The organism is Halorientalis brevis, assembly GCF_023077655.1.
Genome location: NZ_JALLGV010000004.1, coordinates 639,429 through 657,947, shown reverse-complemented (window position 1 = coordinate 657,947; position 18,519 = coordinate 639,429). Strand labels below are relative to the sequence as shown.

The following is an 18,519-nucleotide window of genomic DNA, read 5'->3' as shown; positions in this document are numbered from 1 at the left end:
CACTGGGTCGCTGCTCAGGGCAGTCGGAACTCGATCGCAGCGCCCTGGCCGAAGCCGACGCATTCGGTGGCGAGGCCGAGTTCGGCGTCGCGCTTGTTCATCTCGTGGATGAGCGTCACGGGCAGGCGAGCACCGGAGGCGCCCAGCGGGTGCCCGATGGCGATGGCGCCGCCGTTGACGTTGAAGATGTCGTCGTCGAAGCCGAGTTCCTGCTGTGAGTAGTAACACTGGGAGGCGAAGGCCTCGTTGAGTTCGACGAGGTCGTAGTCCTCCGGATCACGGCCCGTGCGCTCACAGAGGCCGCGGGTCGCGGGAACCGGGCCGATTCCCATGACGGTCGGGTCGACGCCGGCGACGTTGTTGCCGCCGACCTCGGCGAGGACGTCCAGGTCGTGCTCTTCGGCGAACTCCTTGCTCGTGATCATCGTCGCGGCCGCCCCGTCGGAGACCTGGCTGGCGTTGCCGGGCGTGACGGTCCCGTCCGCTTTGAACACGGTCGGCAGTTCGGCCAGCTTCTCGGCGGTCGTCCCCGGGCGGAGTCCCTCGTCTTCCTCGACGGTGATCTCGTTGCCGTCCTCGTCGTGGCCCTGGATCGGGATGATCTCGTCGTCGAAGCGACCTTCCTCGGTGGCCGCGACGGCGCGCTGCTGGCTGCGAGCGGCGTACTCGTCTTGCTCTTCGCGGGAGATGTCGTACTCCTCGGCGACCTTCTCGGCGGTCATCCCCATGTCCAGCTCCGCGACGTTGTAGTCCTCGTTCATGCTCGGGTGGACGTTCGGGGTGTTCTGGCCCATCTTGACCCGGGACATGCTCTCGACGCCGCCGGCGATGATGCACTCGCGCTGGCCGGCGCGGATTGCGTCACTGGCCGAGATGATCGACTGCGCCGAGGACGCACACCAGCGGTTGACCGTCGTCGCGGGGACGGACTCGCCCAGGTCGGACAGGAGCGCGATGACGCGGGCCATGTTGTTGCCCTGTTCGTCGCGCTGCTGGGCACAGCCCCAGATGAGATCGTCGACGTCCTCGCCGGAGAGACCGGTCTCGGCGAGCATCTCGTTGATCAGTGGAATCGACAGGTCCTCGCTGCGCACGTCCGCGAAGACGCCGTCTTCTTTGCCCTGTGGGGTTCGGTAAGCCTGCACGACAACAGGTGTGTTCTCTGCCATACACACCCAATCAGGGTCCACGATGTTAAATGCCGTAGAACTGGTAACACCTGCACGAACAGTTGTCTCGCCCGTCCGACCTCCCGGTGGGGACGACAACCGCCGCTTTGTGGTTGTTAACTCTGTGAGATGTGTGGTTAACAACTGATGTTCCTGTGTGGGTGGCTGTCTCTCACACCTGCGATCGAGTCCGGGGGGCTTATATCCGTCGCGCGGTAACCGAGTTGGGAATGAGTAACCCGGAGCTGGACGTTGTCGAGTTCCTGCTGACGACAGCAGTGTACAATGGGGACCGCGACTTGGACGAGGACGACCTGCCGCCGGCCTACCGGCAGGTGTTCTGGACGGACGGCCGGATCGAGCGGCCGCTGTCGGCGACCGGCCAGACGGCCGCCGACGCGACTGACGTGGACCGTCCCTGGGACGCCGTGGGGGACCTGATGTTCACCCAGCGCGACGACTTCTCGGGCGACATTGAGTTCACCGACCAGGAGTTGGCCGAGGAGTGGTTCCTCGACCGCGCCGACGAGGATCGCATCCGCGCGAACCCCGCCCTCGCGGCCGCGTACGGCGAGGAGTTCGACGTGAGCCACGAGGCCGCCCGCGAGGTGAACCGACCGGCCCGCGCGGACCGCGCCTGGATCGACAGTCTCCTCGAGGAGTACTTCGACGAGGAGGAAGAAGAGGAGATGCTCGACCTCGTGGACATCCGCGCGCCCGAGGAAGTCGAGATGACCATGGACGACCTCGTGTTGACGCCCGACCAGGAGGGCGAGATCCACAAGATCGTCAAAGCCATCGAACACCGCGATTACCTCGCACAGATCGGTCTCCGAGAGATCGGGAAGCTCCTGTTCGTCGGGCCGCCGGGCACCGGGAAAACGTCCGTCGCCCGCGCGCTGGCGCACGACCTGGAACTCCCGTTCGTCGAGGTGAAGCTCTCGATGATCACCAGCCAGTACCTCGGCGAGACTGCCAAGAACGTCGACAAGTCCTTCGAGGTCGCCCGGCGGCTCGCGCCCTGTATCTTCTTCATGGACGAGTTCGACTTCGTGGCGAAGACCCGCTCCTCGGACGAACACGCGGCGATCAAGCGGGCGGTCAACACGCTCCTGAAGAGCATCGACGACATCAGCCTCATCGACGACGACGTCCTGCTCATCGGCGCGACCAACCACCCCGATCAGTTAGACGCCGCGGCCTGGCGACGCTTCGACGAGATCGTCAACTTCCCCAAGCCCGACCGCAGCATGCGTTCGGACATCCTCCAGGTCGTCACCCGGGACATGGAGATCATCGACTTCGACCCGGACACGCTCGCGGAGATCACCGAGGGCCTCACCGGCAGCGACCTCCGCCTGGTGCTCCGGGAAGCCGTGCTCTCGGCGCTGACCGAGGAGCGCACGACGCTCACCCAGCAGGACCTGGAGGACGCCGTCGCGGACTTCGAGGAACGTGACAACCTCAAGAACCTGGACATGATCGACGGCGACGCCGACGCCCTGGTCGCCGGCGGCGACATCTCCGGTGCGGGCAACGACGAGTCACACGACCACAGTCACGACGGCGAAGCACACGACCACTCACACGACTGAACCACTCTGAGGGGAGGGCTTTTTCTCCACGGGGAATCACTCCGTGAACGATGCAGGTCACGTTGCTGGGAACGGGAGACACGACCGGGACGCCCACGGCAGGCTGTTCCTGTGACACCTGCGAGTACGCTCGCGAGCACGACGTCGAGCGCACGCGCTACTCCGTCCACGTCCACAACGAGCGCACCGGCGAGTCCCTGCTCGTCGACGCCAGCCCGGATTTCCGATACCAGTTCCTCGAACGCGACGTCGACCTCCCGGACGCCGCCGTCATCACCCACATCCACTTCGACCACCTCGACGGCCTCGGCAACGCGTACCGCCTGCTCTCGTCGCTCCCGGTGTACGCCGCCGACGAGACTGACCCCAACACGTCGGAGAGCGTCGCCGACACCGTCGAACGCCGCTTCGACTACCTCGACGCCATCACCGCGCACCCCCAGACGCCGCTGGAGCCGTTCGAGACCTGCGGCTTCGAGGTGACGCTCCTGCCCGTCGACCACCCGCCGCTGGTCTGTTACGGGCTCGTCGTCGAAGACCCCGAGACGGGCGCGAAACTCTCGCTGTCCGGCGACACGAGCTTCGGCATTCCCGAGTCCTCCCGCGAGCGCCTGCGAGGCGCCGACCTCCTGCTCGCCGACGGGATCGTCCCCGCCCACATGTCCGAACACCACCCCTACGGCGGGAAACACGAGGACGACTCGGGGGTGCCGCGCACCTTCGGCACCAAACACATGACCATCGAGGGTGCGAAATCCCTCGGCGAGGAACTGAACGCCGCCGACACGCGGGTCGTCCACGTCTCGCACTACGTCCCCGCCGACGAGGCGTTCGAGGACCCGCTGGCCGTCGACGGCGAGCGCTACGAGTTGTGACGCAACTGCTGAACGAGTGCGGGACACTGAAGACAGCGGCACGCTCGCAGTCGGATAGATGACACTCGTCGACCTCTGGGTCGCCGTCGCGCTCGCCGGCGCCGTCGTCCAGGCGGGCTACGAGACGCTTCAGAAGCACCTGACCGCCGACGTCGACGCGCTCCGGCTGAGCTACGTCACGTCGATCCTCGGTAGTCTGCTCCTGTTTCCGGTCGCACTCTGGGTGCTCTCTACGCAGCCCGTCTCGGTAACCCTCACCGTCGTCGCCGGGACGCTCGTCGCCGGCGTCGCGAACGTCCTCGCGCTGTACGCGTTTCTCACTGCACTGACGCAGGCGGACCTCTCGGTCGTCTCGCCGCTTCGGCAGTCGACGCCGCTGCTGGTCGCCGTGCTGGAACCGCTGGTGCTGGCCACTGCGTTCGGCCCCAGCGTTATCCTGGGCGCCTTCGCCGCCACCCTGGGCGGGTACGTCATTCTCGCCGATGAATCGCTTTCCTCGCCGCTGGCCCGGGTCACCGAACCGGGGCCGCTGCTGGCACTCGGGACGGCCGGGCTGTACGCCGTCGCCTCCGTCGCCGCCCGCTTCGTCGTGGTCCGGGTGCCGTCGCTGCTGTTCACGTTCTTGCTCTACGTCCAGATGGCGCTGGCCTTCGGGGTCCTGCTGAGACGCCGTGACGGCACCCTGCCGACGCGCGCGCTCGGCCAGCGGCGCTTTCTCGCGCTCGGGGCGATGACCACGCTCCGGAGCGTCCTCATCTTCGCCGCGTTCGCGCTGGTCGCGGCCGCCAAGGCGACGGTCGTCCTCCGGGTGTCACTGGTGCTCACGGTGCTCGCTGGCGGGGCGCTGTTCGGGGAACAAGGAGTGGGGCGCCGTCTCGTCGGCGCTGGGTTGGTGATGGTCGGCGTCTGGCTGGCGCTCTAATCCAGAAACCGGTCCAGCCCGGACTGGCGCCGCTGGCGGCCCTCGGGATCTGGGTCCCAGGGCTGTCGTCGGTCCCGCTCGGCAACCAGGTCCACGTCGGGCGCTTCGGCCGCCGCGAACCCCGCACAGTCGGGGCCGCACTCGCTCGCCGCGTCGACGAGCCGGCCCTTCCACCGACAGAACGGCAGACACGCGGTGCCGAACCGCTCGCCGGCCTCGCTCTCGGCACACGCGGGCAACTCGTAGGTCCGCCAGCCTTTCCCGTAGGCGCGCTCGGCCACCCGACGGCGGTACCGGGCCTTCTCGGCGGCGCTGACGACTTCGACGTCAGTCCGCGCGGTCCGCTCCTCGACGATGTCGATACCGGGTTCGTCGGGGGAGAGCGGCGTCGGCTCGCGGAGCACCTCCCGGTCGCCGCTCTCGGGATCGAACCGCCAGACGCCGACTTCCTCGGGGATGCGGTTCAGGTGTGCGCCGGTGACGTACGACTCCGTGGCGAGGACGACCGCGTCGAGCAGACCGAGGCTCACGTCCTTCTGGAGCTGGGTCTGGAGATCGCCCGGCCGGGCGAGGTCCGGCTTGTTCTCGACGCCGACGAGGCGGCCGAACCAGTCCTCGGGGTACCGTGCCGTCTGGCGGACGTACGTTCGGCCGCGGCGGCGTTCGCGCTCGAAGAAGCCGAGGTCCACCGCCCGCTCGACGATCGACTCGGCGTGGTCGGGATGGCGGTCGAACGCGTCTTTCCAGTAGCGGAAGCGACCGGTGCCCACGTCGCTCTCGATCGCGGGGGTCGGAATCCGATCGGGCGTGATCGCTGCGCGCTCGGCGAATTTCGGGCCGGGGTCGACCAGGACGAGGTCCATGATGCGCCGGCCGCGGACTGCGGTGCCGAGCTGGCGGCTCACGATGGCCTCGCCGTCCGCTTCGAGGTGGGCCGCCAGGGCGAGTTCGAAGGCGAACTCCTGCACGGGCGAGACCAGGGACGGTGCGCGCAAAAGTCTCGCGCTCCGGGCGGGTTACTCGGCGCCCTCGTCCGCGAGCTCCTCCATTCCCTCTTCGATGGTCTGGGCCTGGGCGAACTGCGACTGGGCCGCGTCGGCGATGTCCTCGATCTCGTCGGCGACGTCCTGGGCCTGCGTGGCCGTCTGGTCGATCATGGCGGCGACCTCTTCGGTGCTCGACGCCTGGTCGTCGGTCGCGTCGGCGACCTCCTCGATCCCCTCGGCCGTCTCCTGGGCGGCGGCGACGACCTCGTCGAGTTTCGACAGGATCGCCTCGACGCGCTCGACGCCGTCGCCGATGCGCTGGCCCGTGTTCTGCAGGCTCTCGGCCGTGTCCGCGGTGTCGGCCTGGACGCTCTCGACGAGCGCTTCGATCTCGGCGGCCTGTGCCTGTGACTCCTCGGCGAGTTGCTTGACCTCGTCGGCGACGACGGCGAAGCCTTCCCCGGCTTCTCCGGCGCGGGCGGCCTCGATGGAGGCGTTCAGCGCCAGGATGTTCGTCTGGTCGGCGATGTCGTCGATGATGTCGACGATGTCGCCGATCTCCGCGACGGCGTCCTGCAGGTTCTCGACCTTGTCGAGCATTCCCTGGCGGTCCGCGTCGAGTCGGGTCATCAGCTCGCGGGCCTCGTCGGCGGATTCACGGCCGTCGTCGGCGAGAGACGCGGCGTCACGGCTCGTCTCGCGGACCTGCTCAGCGCTGGCGGCGACCTCCTCGATCGAGGCGCTCATGTTCGAGACCTCGCTGGCCACCTGTTCGACGTCGTCGCGCTGCTGGTCGGCGAGGTCGGCGATCTCGTCGCTCCCGTCGGCGACGGCGGCCGTGGCGTCGCGCAACTCCGCGATCGCCGCTTTCATCTCCGCCGCCGTCTCCTGGCGTCGTTCGAGCTCTTCTTCCTGCTGGCGCAGATCCGTGATGTCCTGGATCACGGTGGTCCCCCCGACGAGGGCGCCGTGGTCGTCGTACAGCGGGACGCTCGACAGGACGACGTTTCGCCGCTCGTCGTGGTGGGTCAGCAGTTCCAACTCCTGCTCGCGGACCGGGTCTTCGCTCTCCAGAACCACTTCGAGCATCGTCGTTTTCGTGTCGTGGGTCTCGTCGGTTCGATACACTTCCCACAGTGGCATCTCCCGGGCTTCCGCCTCGGTGACGCCCGTCAGCTCCTCCATCGCCTCGTTGAACAGGAGAATCTCGGCCTCCCGGTCGAGCACGATGACCGGCTGGAGGAGTTCCTCCAGGGCGTCGACCCAGATCTGCTCGCCCGACTGGAGGTACGCGTCCATCGCGATCTGCATGTCGACGTTCGTGATCCGCAGGAACGACTGGAGCTGGTCGCGCGTCCGCTCGAGGGCGGCCGCGTCGTCGTCCGAGTCGCCGAGCTCGGCTTCCAGCCGGTCGAACAGTTCACCGACGATCTGCTCGTGGTAGTGCTGGTACATGCCGATGTAGTGTTTCGGCGGCATGTCCAGGCGCTCGTGGAGCTTCCCGATGACCGCCCGCTGCTTGAAGTACTCCCGCCCGTAGCCGGCGGTCCCACCTGGCCTGTACGGATGGTCACCCAGGCTCAGCAGGTACCGGCGCTGGGTCCACTTGAGCTGCTCGACCGACCGGTCCGAGCGGTCGAGCACGTCGAGCGTCTGTTCGTACTGGCCCAGGTGATCGTAGAAGTGGTCGGCGAGATCGTCGGCGACGTCCTCGAACAGGGGCGTCAGCTCCGCCAGCCGCTCTGCGTCGCCGTCGTCGAAGCCGACGAACTCCTTTCGCCAGTCCATCTCCGCGACGTCGAGACCGAGCGCCGACAGCAACTGCTCGTCGTCGACCCCTGCTCGCAGCCCGATCTCGTCCAGCGACGCCGGCCCGTCCTCCGACCCCGGGATCTGGCCACCGTCCGGTACTGGCGTCACGGTTCCGGCTCCCTCGTCGCGACGGCTCTCCGCCCGTGGCTCCGCGGCGCCTCGCAAGCGGGCGAGCGTCGACTTGATTTTATCACGATAGTTCATTGTTGAAATATAGTCGAGTATATGACAATATGGTCGCATAATGGTGTGTGGTGGCACGTATATCTACCGACAGAGTCACGCTGCGAAAATCGGTGGCGCTGGGCCGTCAGTTCCGACTCGGCAGGCGTCGGCGCTGAGTCGCTCTCCGGTTCTCGGGGAGCGTGAGGTAGTGGTTGTCGGCGACGAACGTATCCTGTCCGAACTCCGAGAGGACCATGTCGAGGAAGGCGGCCTCTTTCTTGGACGTGTCCTTCCACGTGTAGCAGTGGAGGTCGCGACTGAGCGGGTACTCCTTGGCCCCGAGGTTCTCGCCGTACTCGTAGGTCGTGCCGTCGAGTTCGAGGGCGACCGGCGGGACTGGGCCGTCGGGTTCGACGAACGCGAGCGCGAGGTAAGCGATGGCGTTGTCGGACTGTTCGACGAGTTGCTTGACCTGCTGGTTCATCTCCTTCCTGACGTCGGGTTCGATGGGTGCCTCGGGATCGCCGTAGAGGTTCGCGCGGAACGCGGTGTCGGTCCCGGAGCCTTCGGCGCGGGCGATGGCCTGGATCTCCCTGTCCGGGCCGCCGAGTTCGCTCCAGTTGGTGATCTCCTTCGTGTAGATCTTCTTCAGTTCGTCGCCGGTGAGCTTCGTGACGCCGGCGTCGTAGATCTCGCGGGAGACGACGATCGGCTGGCCGTCGACGGCGACGACGTGATCGACGAACGAATCCAGCGTGGACTGATCGGCGTCGGGGAGTTCGGCCGCGACGGGCGCCGAGGAGTTCCCGATGTCGACGCGGCCTTTCTGGACGCTCTTGACGCCTCTCTCGGAGTGGCTCAACCCCACGTTGACGACGTACGGCGGCGTCGAGCGCTCGCCGGTCGGTTCGAAACCATTCTTTCCGGCCCAGTAGTCGGCGAGGTTCTCGTCGGTCTCGATGCCGTACTCGGCGTGAGGCCAGTATTCTCGGTCGTCAGCGGGCACGTTCGAATTCCAGTAGGATGCCGCTTTGTTCGCGATCGGGTAGATCGTGGAGGACCCGTCCGCCGTGAGCGGGGGGATCGACTCGGTGGGTTCTTCTTCCGTCGTCTCCGCCTCGGTGGTCTCTTCGACCTCGGTCTCCGTTGCGGTTGGTGCGTCTGTGCTCTCGGGGGCCGTCGCGGTGGCAGTTGGCTCGTCCGTTGCTGTCGTGCTGTTCGGTTCGGCCGTGCCGGGCGCACGGTCTTGAACACAGCCGGCGATGCCGGTCAGGGCGGCCGCGAGTCCCGTCGCGCGCAGGAACTCGCGCCGATTTGGAGGTGAATCGGACATCAGCAGTGAGGTTTTCAGCGCTGTCATTTCGTCTTGTTGATTTCTCTGCACGTCAGGCCGACTGTCCGGGTGACGACAGCACTGACAGACGCCGTGGCGGGGCAGGTGCGACCGTTGTCACTGCGGAAGGGAGAACAGCAACTTTATCACCCGCAGGCGGCGAAGACACGATAAGATTACTTCCGAAATGACAGACGAACACCGACAACCGGAGGTGAACATCGGACTCGTCGGCCACGTCGATCACGGCAAGACGACGCTGGTGCAGGCCCTCTCGGGGGAGTGGACCGACCAGCACTCCGAGGAGATGAAGCGCGGAATCTCGATCCGCCTCGGCTACGCCGACGCGACGTTCCGGCACTGCCCTGACCTCGACGAACCCGACAAGTACACGGTCGAGGACGAGTGTCCGGACGGCTCGCCGAGCGAACCGCTTCGGACTGTGTCGTTCGTCGACGCACCGGGTCACGAAACGCTCATGGCGACGATGCTCTCGGGCGCCTCGCTGATGGACGGCGCGGTACTGGTCGTCTCGGCCAGCGAACCCGTCCCGCAGGCACAGACCGAAGAGCACCTGATGGCGCTGGACATCATCGGCATCGACAACATCGTCATCGCCCAGAACAAGATCGACCTGGTCGACCGCGAACAGGCCGCCGAGAACTACGAACAGATCAAGGAGTTCGTGTCCGGGACGGTGGCGGAAGACGCCCCGATCATCCCGACGAGCGCCCAGCAGGGCGTCAACATGGACGTACTGATCAACGCCATCGAGGAGGAGATCCCGACGCCCGACCGCGACCCGAGCGAAGATCCGCAGATGCTCGTCGCGCGCAGCTTCGACATCAACCGCCCGGGTACCACGTGGGACTCGCTGATGGGCGGCGTCCTCGGCGGGAGCCTCACGCAGGGCCGCCTCGAGGCTGGCGACGACCTCGAACTCCGTCCCGGCCGCGAGGTCGAGGAAGGCGGCCAGACGGAGTGGCGTCCCGTCGAGACGACCGTCAGGTCGATCCAGGCCGGCGGCGAGGACGTCGAGGAAGCCTCGCCCGGCGGCCTCCTGGGCGTCGGGACGGGACTGGACCCGTCGCTGACGAAAGGCGACGCCCTCGCGGGGCAGGTCGCCGGCCCGCCCGGCACGCTGCCGCCGGTCCACGAGCAGTTCACGATGGACGTGGAACTGCTCGAACGGATCGTCGGCGACGTCGAGGAGGAAGTCGAGGAGATCAGCACCGGCGAACCGCTCATGCTGACGGTCGGCACGGCCACGACGGTCGGATCGGTCACGAGCGCGCGCACCGGCGAATGTGAAGTCGCACTGAAGCGGCCGGTCTGCGCCCAGGACGGCGCCAAGATCGCCATCAACCGCCGGGTCGGTGCGCGCTGGCGGCTGATCGGCGTCGGTACGCTGCGTGGATGACGGTCTGCATGGACACCAGCGCGTTGATGATGCCGGTCGAATGCAACGTGCGGGTGTTCGAGGAACTCGATCGGCTGCTCACCACGGATGACCTCGCCGCACCGCGGGCCGTCGTCGACGAGCTGGCGAAACTCGCAGACGGCAACAACGGTGCGGAGGGGACGGCAGCGAGCGTCGGGCACGACCTGGCGACCGAGCGCTGCCGGATACTCGAGCACGAGGAATCGTACGCCGACGACGCGCTGGTCGAACTCGCCGCCGCAGGCGAGTGTGACTACGTCGTCACGAGAGACCACCCCTTGCGAGACCGCCTCCTCGAACGAGGCGTTCCAGTAATTGGTTTAAGGGGTCAGCACAAACTCGCCATCACTCAACCATAGTATGTACAAACGGGTTAAACTTCGCGACACGGTCGAGGTGCCGCCCGAGCACCTCGCTGACGTAACTCCCGGGCTCGTCAAGCGCCTGCTCCAGGACAAGCTGGAGGGACGCATGGACGAAGACGTCGGGAGCGTCGTCTCGGTTATCGAGGTGCACGACATCGGGGAAGGTGCAGTCCTGCCGAACCAGCCTGGCGTCTACTACGAGGCCGAGTTCGACGCACTCACCTTCGATCCGAAGATGCAGGAGGTCGTCGACGGCGAGATCGTCGAGGTCGTCAACTTCGGTGCCTTCGTGGGTATCGGACCGGTCGACGGTCTGCTCCACGTCAGCCAGATCTCCGACGAGTACCTCGCGTACGACGAGGAGAACCAACAGCTCGCCTCCCGAGACTCGAATCGCACGCTCGGCGTGGGCGACGCAGTGCGGGCGCGCATCGTCACGAAGAGCATCGACGAACGCAACCCCCGCGACTCGAAGATCGGCCTGACGGCGAAACAGGTCGGGCTCGGCAAGCACGGCTGGCTCGACGAGGAGCGCAAAGAGCGCGAGGCGACTGCAGGTGAGTAATCATGGCCGATAGACTCGTCTGCCGTGAGTGTCACCGCGTCCAGTCGTCCGGTGAGGAAGAGGCCTGCGTGGCGTGTGGCTCGTCGTCGCTGACCGAGGACTGGGCCGGCTACGTCATCATCAGCCACCCCGACGAGAGCGAGATCGCCTCGGAGATGCAGGTCACCGAACCGGGCAAGTACGCCCTGAAAGTCCGCTGAGGCCGTGACAGACGACCACTCCAGTGCGGACGGCGACGAGACGGCGGTCGTCGTCGAGCTGCAGGCTGCACTCCGCTCAGAGCTCAAAGAGCCCGTCGGCCCGATCTACACCGACACGGAGGCGCTCCTGGCCGACGCCGCCGAGCCGCTCGTCGCCGTCGGCGACATCGTCACCTACCACCTGATGCAGGCCGATCGGACGCCGGACGTGGCGCTCGTCGACGGCCGGACGAAACGCTCGGCCGTCGACGATCACATCCAGAACGCGATCGACAGCGACGCGTTCGACCGGGAACGACACGTCTCGAATCCGGCAGCGACGCTGTCGGAACCGCTGGTGACTGCGCTGCGTGCGGCACTCGACGGCACAGCGGACGGTACCTCGACGGTGATCGTCGTCGATGGCGAAGAAGATCTGGCTGCGTTGCCGGCCGTCGTCGCCGCGCCGACGGGCGCGAGCGTCGTGTACGGACAGCCCGACGAAGGGATGGTGCTGGTCACCTGTACTGGCGAGTCAGTCGAGCGAATGCGAGACCTCCTCGGTCGCATGGACGGCGACGCGGACCGGTTGTGGTCGCTGCTCGGCGTCGCGGACTAATCCTCGACGAACCAGACGACGAGCCGAACGTGTTCTGAATCGAGTTCCCAGCGGTCGCGGAGTTCCGTGAGCCAGGACCACAGCGTCGGCCAGTCGTAGGTGGCCAGTTCGCGCAGCCGCTTCGGGACGACGCGGTAGACGTAGTCGTCGTACCGGATCGTCTGTTCGGTCGCGAGCGTCTCCACGGTGTCCGCTGGTAGTTCCGTCCAGGCATCGACGTCGCGTTCGACGAGCCGCCCCTGCGGGGTGAACTTCTCGGTGCGACGAACGGCCGCCTCCCACTCTTCCCGGGTGGTGACCGCCGTCAACTCCGGCACCGCGTCCCAGTCGGCGCGTTCGAGTTCGCGCAGCGAGACCCAGGACGCGTCGTCGCTCGAGACGTCCTCGTAGTCGAGCCGGGCAACGCGGCTCATCGAGTCGGGCAGTCCACGGTCGGGGGCGATCGGTTCGAACTTCGCGTCGTTCTCGACGCCGAACAGATACCCGGAGAACGGCGCGCGGCCGCCCATCATCTCCTGGAGGTTGACGAGCGCGCGCCAGCCGTCGCCCTCGAACTGATCGTCCGACCAGTCCACGTGGCGATATTCGACCCAGCCGTGCGTGGTCCTGCCCATCGATACCGGACGTTATCACCCATGATATGTATCAGTTATCCCTGCAGTCGACGCTAACGGGCCGATACCTGCGTGGCATGGCACCAATGCTCAATATTGAAAACCGTGGCTCCCCGGGGGCCTCACGGACGGTGCCGGATCGACTGTCGACGTGTAGCGGTCCCTTCGAAATCCTTTTACTCGTTTCGCGGAGACGTAAGGGCAACGAACCATGGATATCGATATCATCGAGGAAGACGAGAACCCGATGTTGCACCGGACCGACGTCCGGTTCGAGATGGTCCACGAGGACGCAACGCCGTCTCGTCTCTCCGTTCGCGACAGTCTCGCGGCGAAACTGAACAAGGACTCCGACGAGGTCGTCGTCCACGAACTCGACACGAAGTATGGGATGCGCAAGACCGTCGGCTACGCGAAGGTCTACGACTCGCCCGAGGACGCAAAGGACGTCGAGCAGGACCACATGCTCGAGCGCAACAAGATCACGGCCGACGCCGACGAGGCCGAGGAAGAGGCAGAGGAGGCATAAGATGCCCCGCCACGAGTTCTACGACGACGACGGCACCACGGAGAAAGAGCAGTGCCCCCGCTGTGGCGACGCGTTCCTCGCCGACCACGGCGACCGCCTCCACTGCGGTCGGTGCAGCTACACCGAGTGGAAATAGACCCCTAGATGCGCGTTCTCGGTATCGAAGGGACAGCCTGGGCGGCCAGCGCGGCCGTCTACGACGGCGAAGGCGATTCGGAATCCGAGGACGAGTCCGTTTTCATCGAGACCGACGCCTACCAGCCCGAGAGCGGCGGCATTCACCCGCGCGAGGCCGCCGAACACATGGGCGAGCACGTCCCCGAGGTGGTCCAGACTGCACTCGCGCACGCTCGCGACCTCGCGGCCGAGGACCCCACCCACGAGGACGGTGATCCACCGGTCGACTGCGTCACGTTCTCGCGCGGCCCCGGCCTCGGGCCGTGTCTCCGGATCGTCGGCACGGCCGCCCGTTCGGTGGCCCAGCGGTTCGACGTACCCCTCGTGGGCGTCAACCACATGGTCGCCCACCTGGAGATCGGTCGTCACCAGTCGGGCTTTGCCTCGCCGGTCTGTCTGAACGCCAGCGGCGCGAACGCGCACATTCTGGGCTACCGGAACGGTCGCTACCGCGTCCTCGGCGAGACGATGGACACCGGCGTCGGCAACGCCATCGACAAGTTCACCCGCCACGTCGGCTGGTCGCATCCCGGCGGGCCGAAGGTCGAGAACGCCGCCAAAGACGGCGAGTACCTCGACCTCCCGTACGTCGTGAAGGGAATGGACTTCTCCTTTTCGGGCATCATGAGCGCGGCCAAGCAGGCGTACGACCGCGGGGAGGAGATCGAAGACGTCTGTTTCGCCTTACAGGAGAACGTCTTCGCGATGCTGACGGAGGTCGCCGAGCGCGCGCTGTCGCTGACTGGCAGCGACGAACTCGTCCTCGGTGGCGGCGTCGGCCAGAACGAACGGTTGCGAGAGATGCTCGGCGAGATGTGCGCCCAACGTGGCGCCCAGTTCTACGCGCCCGACAACCGGTTCCTGCGGGACAACGCCGGGATGATCGCCGTCCTGGGCGCGAAGATGTACGCGGCCGGCGACACGCTGGCGATCGAGGACTCGCAGATCGATTCGAACTTCCGCCCGGACCAGGTGCCAGTGACGTGGCGGTCGGGCGAATCGGTCTCCCAGCCAGTCACCGACGAGGACGAGGTGCAGGGCGCGGAGGCGACGGTCACCATCGAACCGGATCGGGTCGTCAAACGGCGGGTGCCGCGTTCGTACCGCCATCCTGCGCTCGACGAGCGACTCCGAATCGAACGCACGCGCGAGGAGACGCGGCTCACGAGCGAGGCGCGCCAGCACGGCGTCCCGACGCCGGCCATCTATGACGTCGATCCCCAGGAGGCGACGATCGTCTTCGAGCGCGTCGGCGAGACGGATCTGCGGGGGGCGCTGACCGAGCAGCGGGTTCGCAACGTCGGTCGCCACCTCGCGACGATCCACGAGGCCGGGTTCGTCCACGGCGATCCGACGACGCGGAACGTCCGCGTCGCCGGGCTCGGCAACGACGCCGCGGACGACCGCACGTATCTCATCGACTTCGGACTGGGCTACTACACCGACGACGTCGAGGACTACGCGATGGACCTCCACGTGTTCGCCCAGTCGCTCGCGGGCACGGCCGACGACCCCGAGACGCTGCTGGAGGCCGCCGAGGACGCGTACAGGGCTGTCGGTGACGAGGCGGTGCTCGCGCATCTGCGCGAGGTCGAGGGTCGCGGTCGATATCAGTAGCCCGCCATCTTTTTCCAAGTCGGGTATCCTCGGTCCTACGGGCCTGCGGGACCTCCGGTCCCGCTCTGCTCGCGCGGATACTGGTGATAAGTACAGGTTGTGGAGTGAACACACCAGCATCCGCGCCGCGGAGCGGCGCGGTTCACTCCAGACGAACGAAGTTAGTCTGGAGGGTGTTTTAGTCCACCGGAAGACTCGCGTTGCTCGTCTTCCAAGCTCCCGTTCGCAAGCTCACGGGAACAGGTTTTGCAGACGGGGGTGCCCGCAGGCCTGAGGCCGAGGACACCCCCGTGCTGTAAAAAGTGGGGGACAAACGTTCATTACGCGCCCAATCATAACTGCACACATGGCTGACAAACCGCAGTCCGGAGAGATCTTCGGCGTGCCGTACAACTTCGAGCGACCGTCCATCAAGCGCCTGCTCTCGTCGTACTGGCGGCCGGGCGAAGGGATGCTCGTCGAGAAGCCGTTCGGCATCGGCTATACGCTGAATCTCGCGAACTGGCGGTCCTGGATCGTGGTGGCGGTCGCCGGCGCACTCTTCTGGCAGCAGCGCGGCGGCGACGACGGTGGCAGCGAGACCGAACAGGACGAGCCCGTCGAAGTCATCGTCGACTGATACTGCCGGACAGGATTTTCACAGCCGGTGGCCGCGTAGAAACCGATTGTCGAGGTGTATCTGCCGGGAGATGTCCTGAACGACCCACGAGTCTGTCCGGCAGCACGTGAAGCGACGCCTCTTTTGTCCCGCCACACCGAGCGGGGCGTATGCTCCGGTTCGTCACCACCAACGAGGGGAAACTCCGGGAGGCCCGCGAGTACCTCGGGGCCGACGCCGAGGTCCGACAGCTCGATTTCGACACCACCGAGATCCAGGCCGACGACATCGCGGCCGTCGCCGCCCACAGCGCCCGCCAGGCCTATCGGCACGTCGACGAGCCAGTCATCGTCGAGGATTCCGGACTCTTCGTCGACGCCCTCGACGGGTTCCCCGGGCCGTACTCTGCGTACGCGGAGGACACGCTCGGGATCGAACGCGTCTGGAAGCTCGCCGAGATGGAATCGGACCGGTCGGCGTCGTTCCGGAGCGTCATCGCCTACTGCGACGGCGAGGACTTCGCGGCGACGCCGGAACCGGTGAATCGCGAGCGGAGGGGACAGGACCAGGCGGCCGACGAGCGCGCGACGGCGACGACCGACGACCAGGTCCAGGAGGGCGACCTCCCGGTGAAGATCTTCGAGGGGTACGTCCCAGGCGAACTCGTCGCGCCCCGCGGGGAGGGCGGGTTCGGCTACGACCCCATCTTCGAGCACGACGGAACGACCTTCGCGGAGATGGACGCCGCGGAGAAAAACGCCGTCTCCCACCGCGGGCGAGCGCTGGCGAAGTTCGCGGAGTGGTTCCAGGAGCGCTAGCGACTGGAACTGGACGAGACGCGGTTCGTCCGTGGCCGTCGACTGAGCCTAATCCTTTTGGGCCATCTCTCAAGGGAGACGACGGTGAGCAAGCGATATGGCCACGAGTGAACCGGCTTCGGACAAAGAGGAATCGAAGCAGTTCCTCGTGCAGTGCGAGGACTGCACTCTCGAACAGACGGCCATCGGCCGCGCCGAAATCGAGGCGATCGCTACCGTCCATCAGGAAGACACGGGGCACGCGCTCGTCGCCGTCGAATGGCCGCAGTAGCCCGGGCGAGTACGAAACTCAGTTTCCGCGGGCGTCCTGGTCCGGACCGGGGTACTCACCGCCGACCACTACCTCGTACAGCGACTCGGGATCGAACAACGTCACGAACGCCCGCGGTTCGCGAACGCTGACGTCCATGTGTTTCCGGAGGCTCGCGCCGGCTTGCGCGCTGCCGAGGCGGTCGTCGAACGAGAGCAGGTGGACCGCGTCCCCGTTGTAGGCTGAGGCCAACGCCGGATGGTCGCCCTCGGGCTGGTCGACCGGCTCGCGGAGCGTCTCGACGTGCTCGCGCCAGTCGGCGGCCAGGTTGGGCGTCGAACACTGTGCGATGACCGCCGCGGCGTCGTCGAGGAGCGCGTCGCTGGCGACGAGCGTCACCCAGGAGTGGTCGCGTGCCAGGTCGAGCGCCTCGCGGGCGGGACCGCCGACGAGGAGGTCCGCGGCCAGCACGTCGGCGTCGGCGACGAACCGCGCCGGGTTCGGGTCCGGCGGCGTCTCAGTCATCGCGTCGCTCCGCGAGCGCCTGCTGGATGGTCTCGACGTCGGTTTCGTAGTCGATCGCACGCTCGAACAGTGCCGCCCAGGTCATGGTCGGGAGACGGCCGGGACGGTGGAAAGTCCACCGGTCAGGCGCGCTGTGTGACGAGCCAGTAGGCCAGGCCGCCGAGGAAGGCGACGCCGACGTTGGTCACGACCGCGAGGACGCCGATGGCGCCGACCAACACCGGGTGGTCGGTGTCGGCCGCGACCCGGCCCAGTTGCGCGGCGACGACGAACAGCAGGGCACCGAGCATCGCCAGCGGGAAGCCGAGCCACAGACCCGCGACGAGGGCCGCGCCCAGGTACAGCACGCCGAGGACGACGTTCGCCCCGCCGGTTCGCGCGCCGAAGGCGTACTTGCCGGCGAGCCCGCCGCTGCCGTGACACATGGGGAACCCACCGAGCGGGACGGCCGCGAGTGTCATCGTGCCCATGCTCCGGCAGAGCCGGTCGGCCGACACGTCGGCGTCGAAGAAGTCGCCGAGCAACAGCGACGTGGCGACCGCCGCGTTCCCGACAGTCATCGCGAGCTGCGCGAGCGTTCCCTCGACCGCCCCGACCGTGAACGCGGGGTCGCCCGTCGGAAACACAGTCAGGGTCGGGAGCGAGAGCGCCGGCAGGGGTGCGACGACTAGCGTCCAGAGCGTGCCGACGCCGAGGACGGCCAGGCCGGCGAACCGCCAGTACCCGACGGCAGCGATGACGACGGCGATGGCGCCGCCGGCGACGGCCATCGACGGCCGTCCCATCGAGAGGTCGAGGCCGGCTTCCACGAGCAGGAGCGCGACGGCCAGTTGCACGCCGCGGATCACCGGTTGGCCGACGTAGCGCTCGACGTAGCCGAGCGTCCCGGTCGCACCGACGACCAGGAGAACGGTCCCCGCGAGCAACCCGGCCGCGACGAGTTCGCCGTAGGTGAGCGCACCGGCGATCGCCAGCCCCGCGAGCGCTTTCATCGGCTCGACCGACAGCGGAAGCCCGTACCGGACTCCCCAGACGATCTGGAACAGCCCGAAGAACAGAAAGACGTGTGCGATCGACACCGGAGTGAGCGTCCCGAGTGCGACGACGATCGGCAGGACGGTAACTGAATCACCTAGCGCACCGGTCACCTCGCCGAGGGACAGTTCGAGCCTGCCATCGAAGTCGAAGCGGGACGTGACGGCCACGTTCGTGGGATCGTGACCGTCGGCAATCAATCTTCGCAGTAACTGCGTGCGGTTACTGACTCTCGCCCTCGTAACTGTCTCAGCTGCTGTAACGGTCTCCGTTGCCAAGGAACCACATACTGATGGTATGGATTCCCTAAATCACCAGATACTTGTCTAT

At 66.8% G+C, this 18,519-nt stretch carries 21 protein-coding genes; 14 read left to right on the top strand and 7 right to left on the bottom strand.

Translation table 11 applies throughout. The annotated features are described in order from the left end of the window. Nucleotides 1-14 precede the first annotated feature (14 nt). Nucleotides 15-1,169 carry a thiolase family protein gene (locus MU553_RS11535; RefSeq protein ID WP_247376699.1) on the bottom strand — a complete coding sequence of 385 codons (1,155 nt, stop codon included), beginning with the start codon at nucleotides 1,167-1,169 and terminating at the stop codon, nucleotides 15-17. Nucleotides 1,170-1,399: 230 nt separating this feature from the next. On the opposite strand from MU553_RS11535, the gene MU553_RS11530 reads away from it, so the two are divergent. Genes MU553_RS11530 through MU553_RS11520 form a run of 3 tightly spaced genes read left to right on the top strand, consistent with a single transcriptional unit; the run spans nucleotide 1,400 to nucleotide 4,561 of the window. Next, a complete protein-coding gene (locus MU553_RS11530) occupies nucleotides 1,400-2,764 on the top strand; it encodes an ATP-binding protein (RefSeq protein ID WP_247376701.1) in 1,365 nt (454 codons plus the stop codon). 50 nt (nucleotides 2,765-2,814) lie between these two features. Beyond that, the gene (locus MU553_RS11525) at nucleotides 2,815-3,639 is read left to right on the top strand and encodes an MBL fold metallo-hydrolase (RefSeq protein WP_247376703.1); all 825 of its coding nucleotides are present in this window, start codon (nucleotides 2,815-2,817) and stop codon (nucleotides 3,637-3,639) included. 58 nt (nucleotides 3,640-3,697) lie between these two features. Beyond that, nucleotides 3,698-4,561 (top strand): DMT family transporter, encoded by an 864-nt coding sequence (locus tag MU553_RS11520; RefSeq protein ID WP_247376705.1) that lies wholly within the window; start codon nucleotides 3,698-3,700, stop codon nucleotides 4,559-4,561. On the opposite strand, the gene MU553_RS11515 is transcribed toward MU553_RS11520, so the two are convergent. The 3 genes from MU553_RS11515 to MU553_RS11505 form a co-directional block, all read right to left on the bottom strand. Continuing rightward, on the bottom strand, nucleotides 4,558-5,529 hold the full coding sequence (locus MU553_RS11515) for a DUF5787 family protein (protein ID WP_247376706.1): 972 nt from the start codon (nucleotides 5,527-5,529) through the stop codon (nucleotides 4,558-4,560). The genes MU553_RS11520 and MU553_RS11515 overlap by 4 nt on opposite strands. Before the next feature lie 48 nt (nucleotides 5,530-5,577). Next, nucleotides 5,578-7,563, bottom strand: coding sequence for a methyl-accepting chemotaxis protein (locus MU553_RS11510; protein ID WP_247376708.1), 1,986 nt, complete (start codon nucleotides 7,561-7,563; stop codon nucleotides 5,578-5,580). A 106-nt stretch (nucleotides 7,564-7,669) separates the two neighbouring features. Beyond that, nucleotides 7,670-8,857 (bottom strand): substrate-binding domain-containing protein, encoded by a 1,188-nt coding sequence (locus MU553_RS11505; RefSeq protein WP_247376710.1) that lies wholly within the window; start codon nucleotides 8,855-8,857, stop codon nucleotides 7,670-7,672. A gap of 187 nt (nucleotides 8,858-9,044) precedes the next feature. Here MU553_RS11505 and MU553_RS11500 point away from each other — a divergent pair, with 187 nt between their 5' ends. From MU553_RS11500 to MU553_RS11480, 5 genes are read left to right on the top strand one after another with little or no spacing between them, the layout of a single operon-like run. After that, nucleotides 9,045-10,277, top strand: a complete 1,233-nt coding sequence (locus tag MU553_RS11500; protein ID WP_247376712.1) for a translation initiation factor IF-2 subunit gamma — start codon at nucleotides 9,045-9,047, stop codon at nucleotides 10,275-10,277. An 8-nt stretch (nucleotides 10,278-10,285) separates the two neighbouring features. Next, complete coding sequence (locus MU553_RS11495) at nucleotides 10,286-10,657, top strand: PIN domain-containing protein (RefSeq protein WP_345893362.1); 372 nt, start codon at nucleotides 10,286-10,288, stop codon at nucleotides 10,655-10,657. Between the two features lies 1 nt (nucleotide 10,658). Beyond that, a complete protein-coding gene (locus MU553_RS11490) occupies nucleotides 10,659-11,228 on the top strand; it encodes a DNA-directed RNA polymerase (protein WP_247376715.1) in 570 nt (189 codons plus the stop codon). Beyond that, the gene (gene spt4, locus MU553_RS11485) at nucleotides 11,228-11,428 is read left to right on the top strand and encodes a transcription elongation factor subunit Spt4 (protein WP_345893365.1); all 201 of its coding nucleotides are present in this window, start codon (nucleotides 11,228-11,230) and stop codon (nucleotides 11,426-11,428) included. Before MU553_RS11490 ends, spt4 begins: the two co-directional genes overlap by 1 nt. A 4-nt stretch (nucleotides 11,429-11,432) precedes the next feature. Then, nucleotides 11,433-12,026: a GTP-dependent dephospho-CoA kinase family protein gene (locus MU553_RS11480; protein WP_247376719.1), complete on the top strand. Its 594-nt coding sequence runs from the start codon at nucleotides 11,433-11,435 to the stop codon at nucleotides 12,024-12,026. On the opposite strand, the gene MU553_RS11475 is transcribed toward MU553_RS11480, so the two are convergent. Continuing rightward, nucleotides 12,023-12,640: a hypothetical protein gene (locus MU553_RS11475; RefSeq protein ID WP_247376722.1), complete on the bottom strand. Its 618-nt coding sequence runs from the start codon at nucleotides 12,638-12,640 to the stop codon at nucleotides 12,023-12,025. The genes MU553_RS11480 and MU553_RS11475 overlap by 4 nt on opposite strands. Nucleotides 12,641-12,851: 211 nt before the next feature. Here MU553_RS11475 and MU553_RS11470 point away from each other — a divergent pair, with 211 nt between their 5' ends. From MU553_RS11470 to MU553_RS11445, 6 genes are all read left to right on the top strand, one after another. Continuing rightward, nucleotides 12,852-13,169 carry a 30S ribosomal protein S24e gene (locus tag MU553_RS11470; RefSeq protein WP_247376723.1) on the top strand — a complete coding sequence of 106 codons (318 nt, stop codon included), beginning with the start codon at nucleotides 12,852-12,854 and terminating at the stop codon, nucleotides 13,167-13,169. 1 nt (nucleotide 13,170) lies between these two features. Then, nucleotides 13,171-13,305: a 30S ribosomal protein S27ae gene (locus tag MU553_RS11465; RefSeq protein WP_247376725.1), complete on the top strand. Its 135-nt coding sequence runs from the start codon at nucleotides 13,171-13,173 to the stop codon at nucleotides 13,303-13,305. 8 nt (nucleotides 13,306-13,313) lie between these two features. Then, on the top strand, nucleotides 13,314-14,963 hold the full coding sequence (locus MU553_RS11460; protein WP_247376727.1) for a bifunctional N(6)-L-threonylcarbamoyladenine synthase/serine/threonine protein kinase: 1,650 nt from the start codon (nucleotides 13,314-13,316) through the stop codon (nucleotides 14,961-14,963). A gap of 346 nt (nucleotides 14,964-15,309) precedes the next feature. After that, on the top strand, nucleotides 15,310-15,582 hold the full coding sequence (locus MU553_RS11455; RefSeq protein WP_247376729.1) for a DUF5808 domain-containing protein: 273 nt from the start codon (nucleotides 15,310-15,312) through the stop codon (nucleotides 15,580-15,582). 149 nt (nucleotides 15,583-15,731) lie between these two features. Beyond that, nucleotides 15,732-16,379, top strand: a complete 648-nt coding sequence (locus MU553_RS11450; RefSeq protein WP_247376731.1) for a non-canonical purine NTP pyrophosphatase — start codon at nucleotides 15,732-15,734, stop codon at nucleotides 16,377-16,379. Between the two features lie 97 nt (nucleotides 16,380-16,476). After that, nucleotides 16,477-16,650, top strand: a complete 174-nt coding sequence (locus MU553_RS11445) for a hypothetical protein (RefSeq protein WP_247376733.1) — start codon at nucleotides 16,477-16,479, stop codon at nucleotides 16,648-16,650. A gap of 18 nt (nucleotides 16,651-16,668) precedes the next feature. Here MU553_RS11445 and MU553_RS11440 read toward each other — a convergent pair whose 3' ends face one another. Both MU553_RS11440 and MU553_RS11435 read right to left on the bottom strand, forming a co-directional pair. Beyond that, nucleotides 16,669-17,154: a DUF7384 family protein gene (locus MU553_RS11440; RefSeq protein WP_247376735.1), complete on the bottom strand. Its 486-nt coding sequence runs from the start codon at nucleotides 17,152-17,154 to the stop codon at nucleotides 16,669-16,671. A 122-nt stretch (nucleotides 17,155-17,276) separates the two neighbouring features. After that, on the bottom strand, nucleotides 17,277-18,359 hold the full coding sequence (locus MU553_RS11435) for a putative sulfate/molybdate transporter (RefSeq protein ID WP_247376737.1): 1,083 nt from the start codon (nucleotides 18,357-18,359) through the stop codon (nucleotides 17,277-17,279). Nucleotides 18,360-18,519 lie beyond the last annotated feature (160 nt).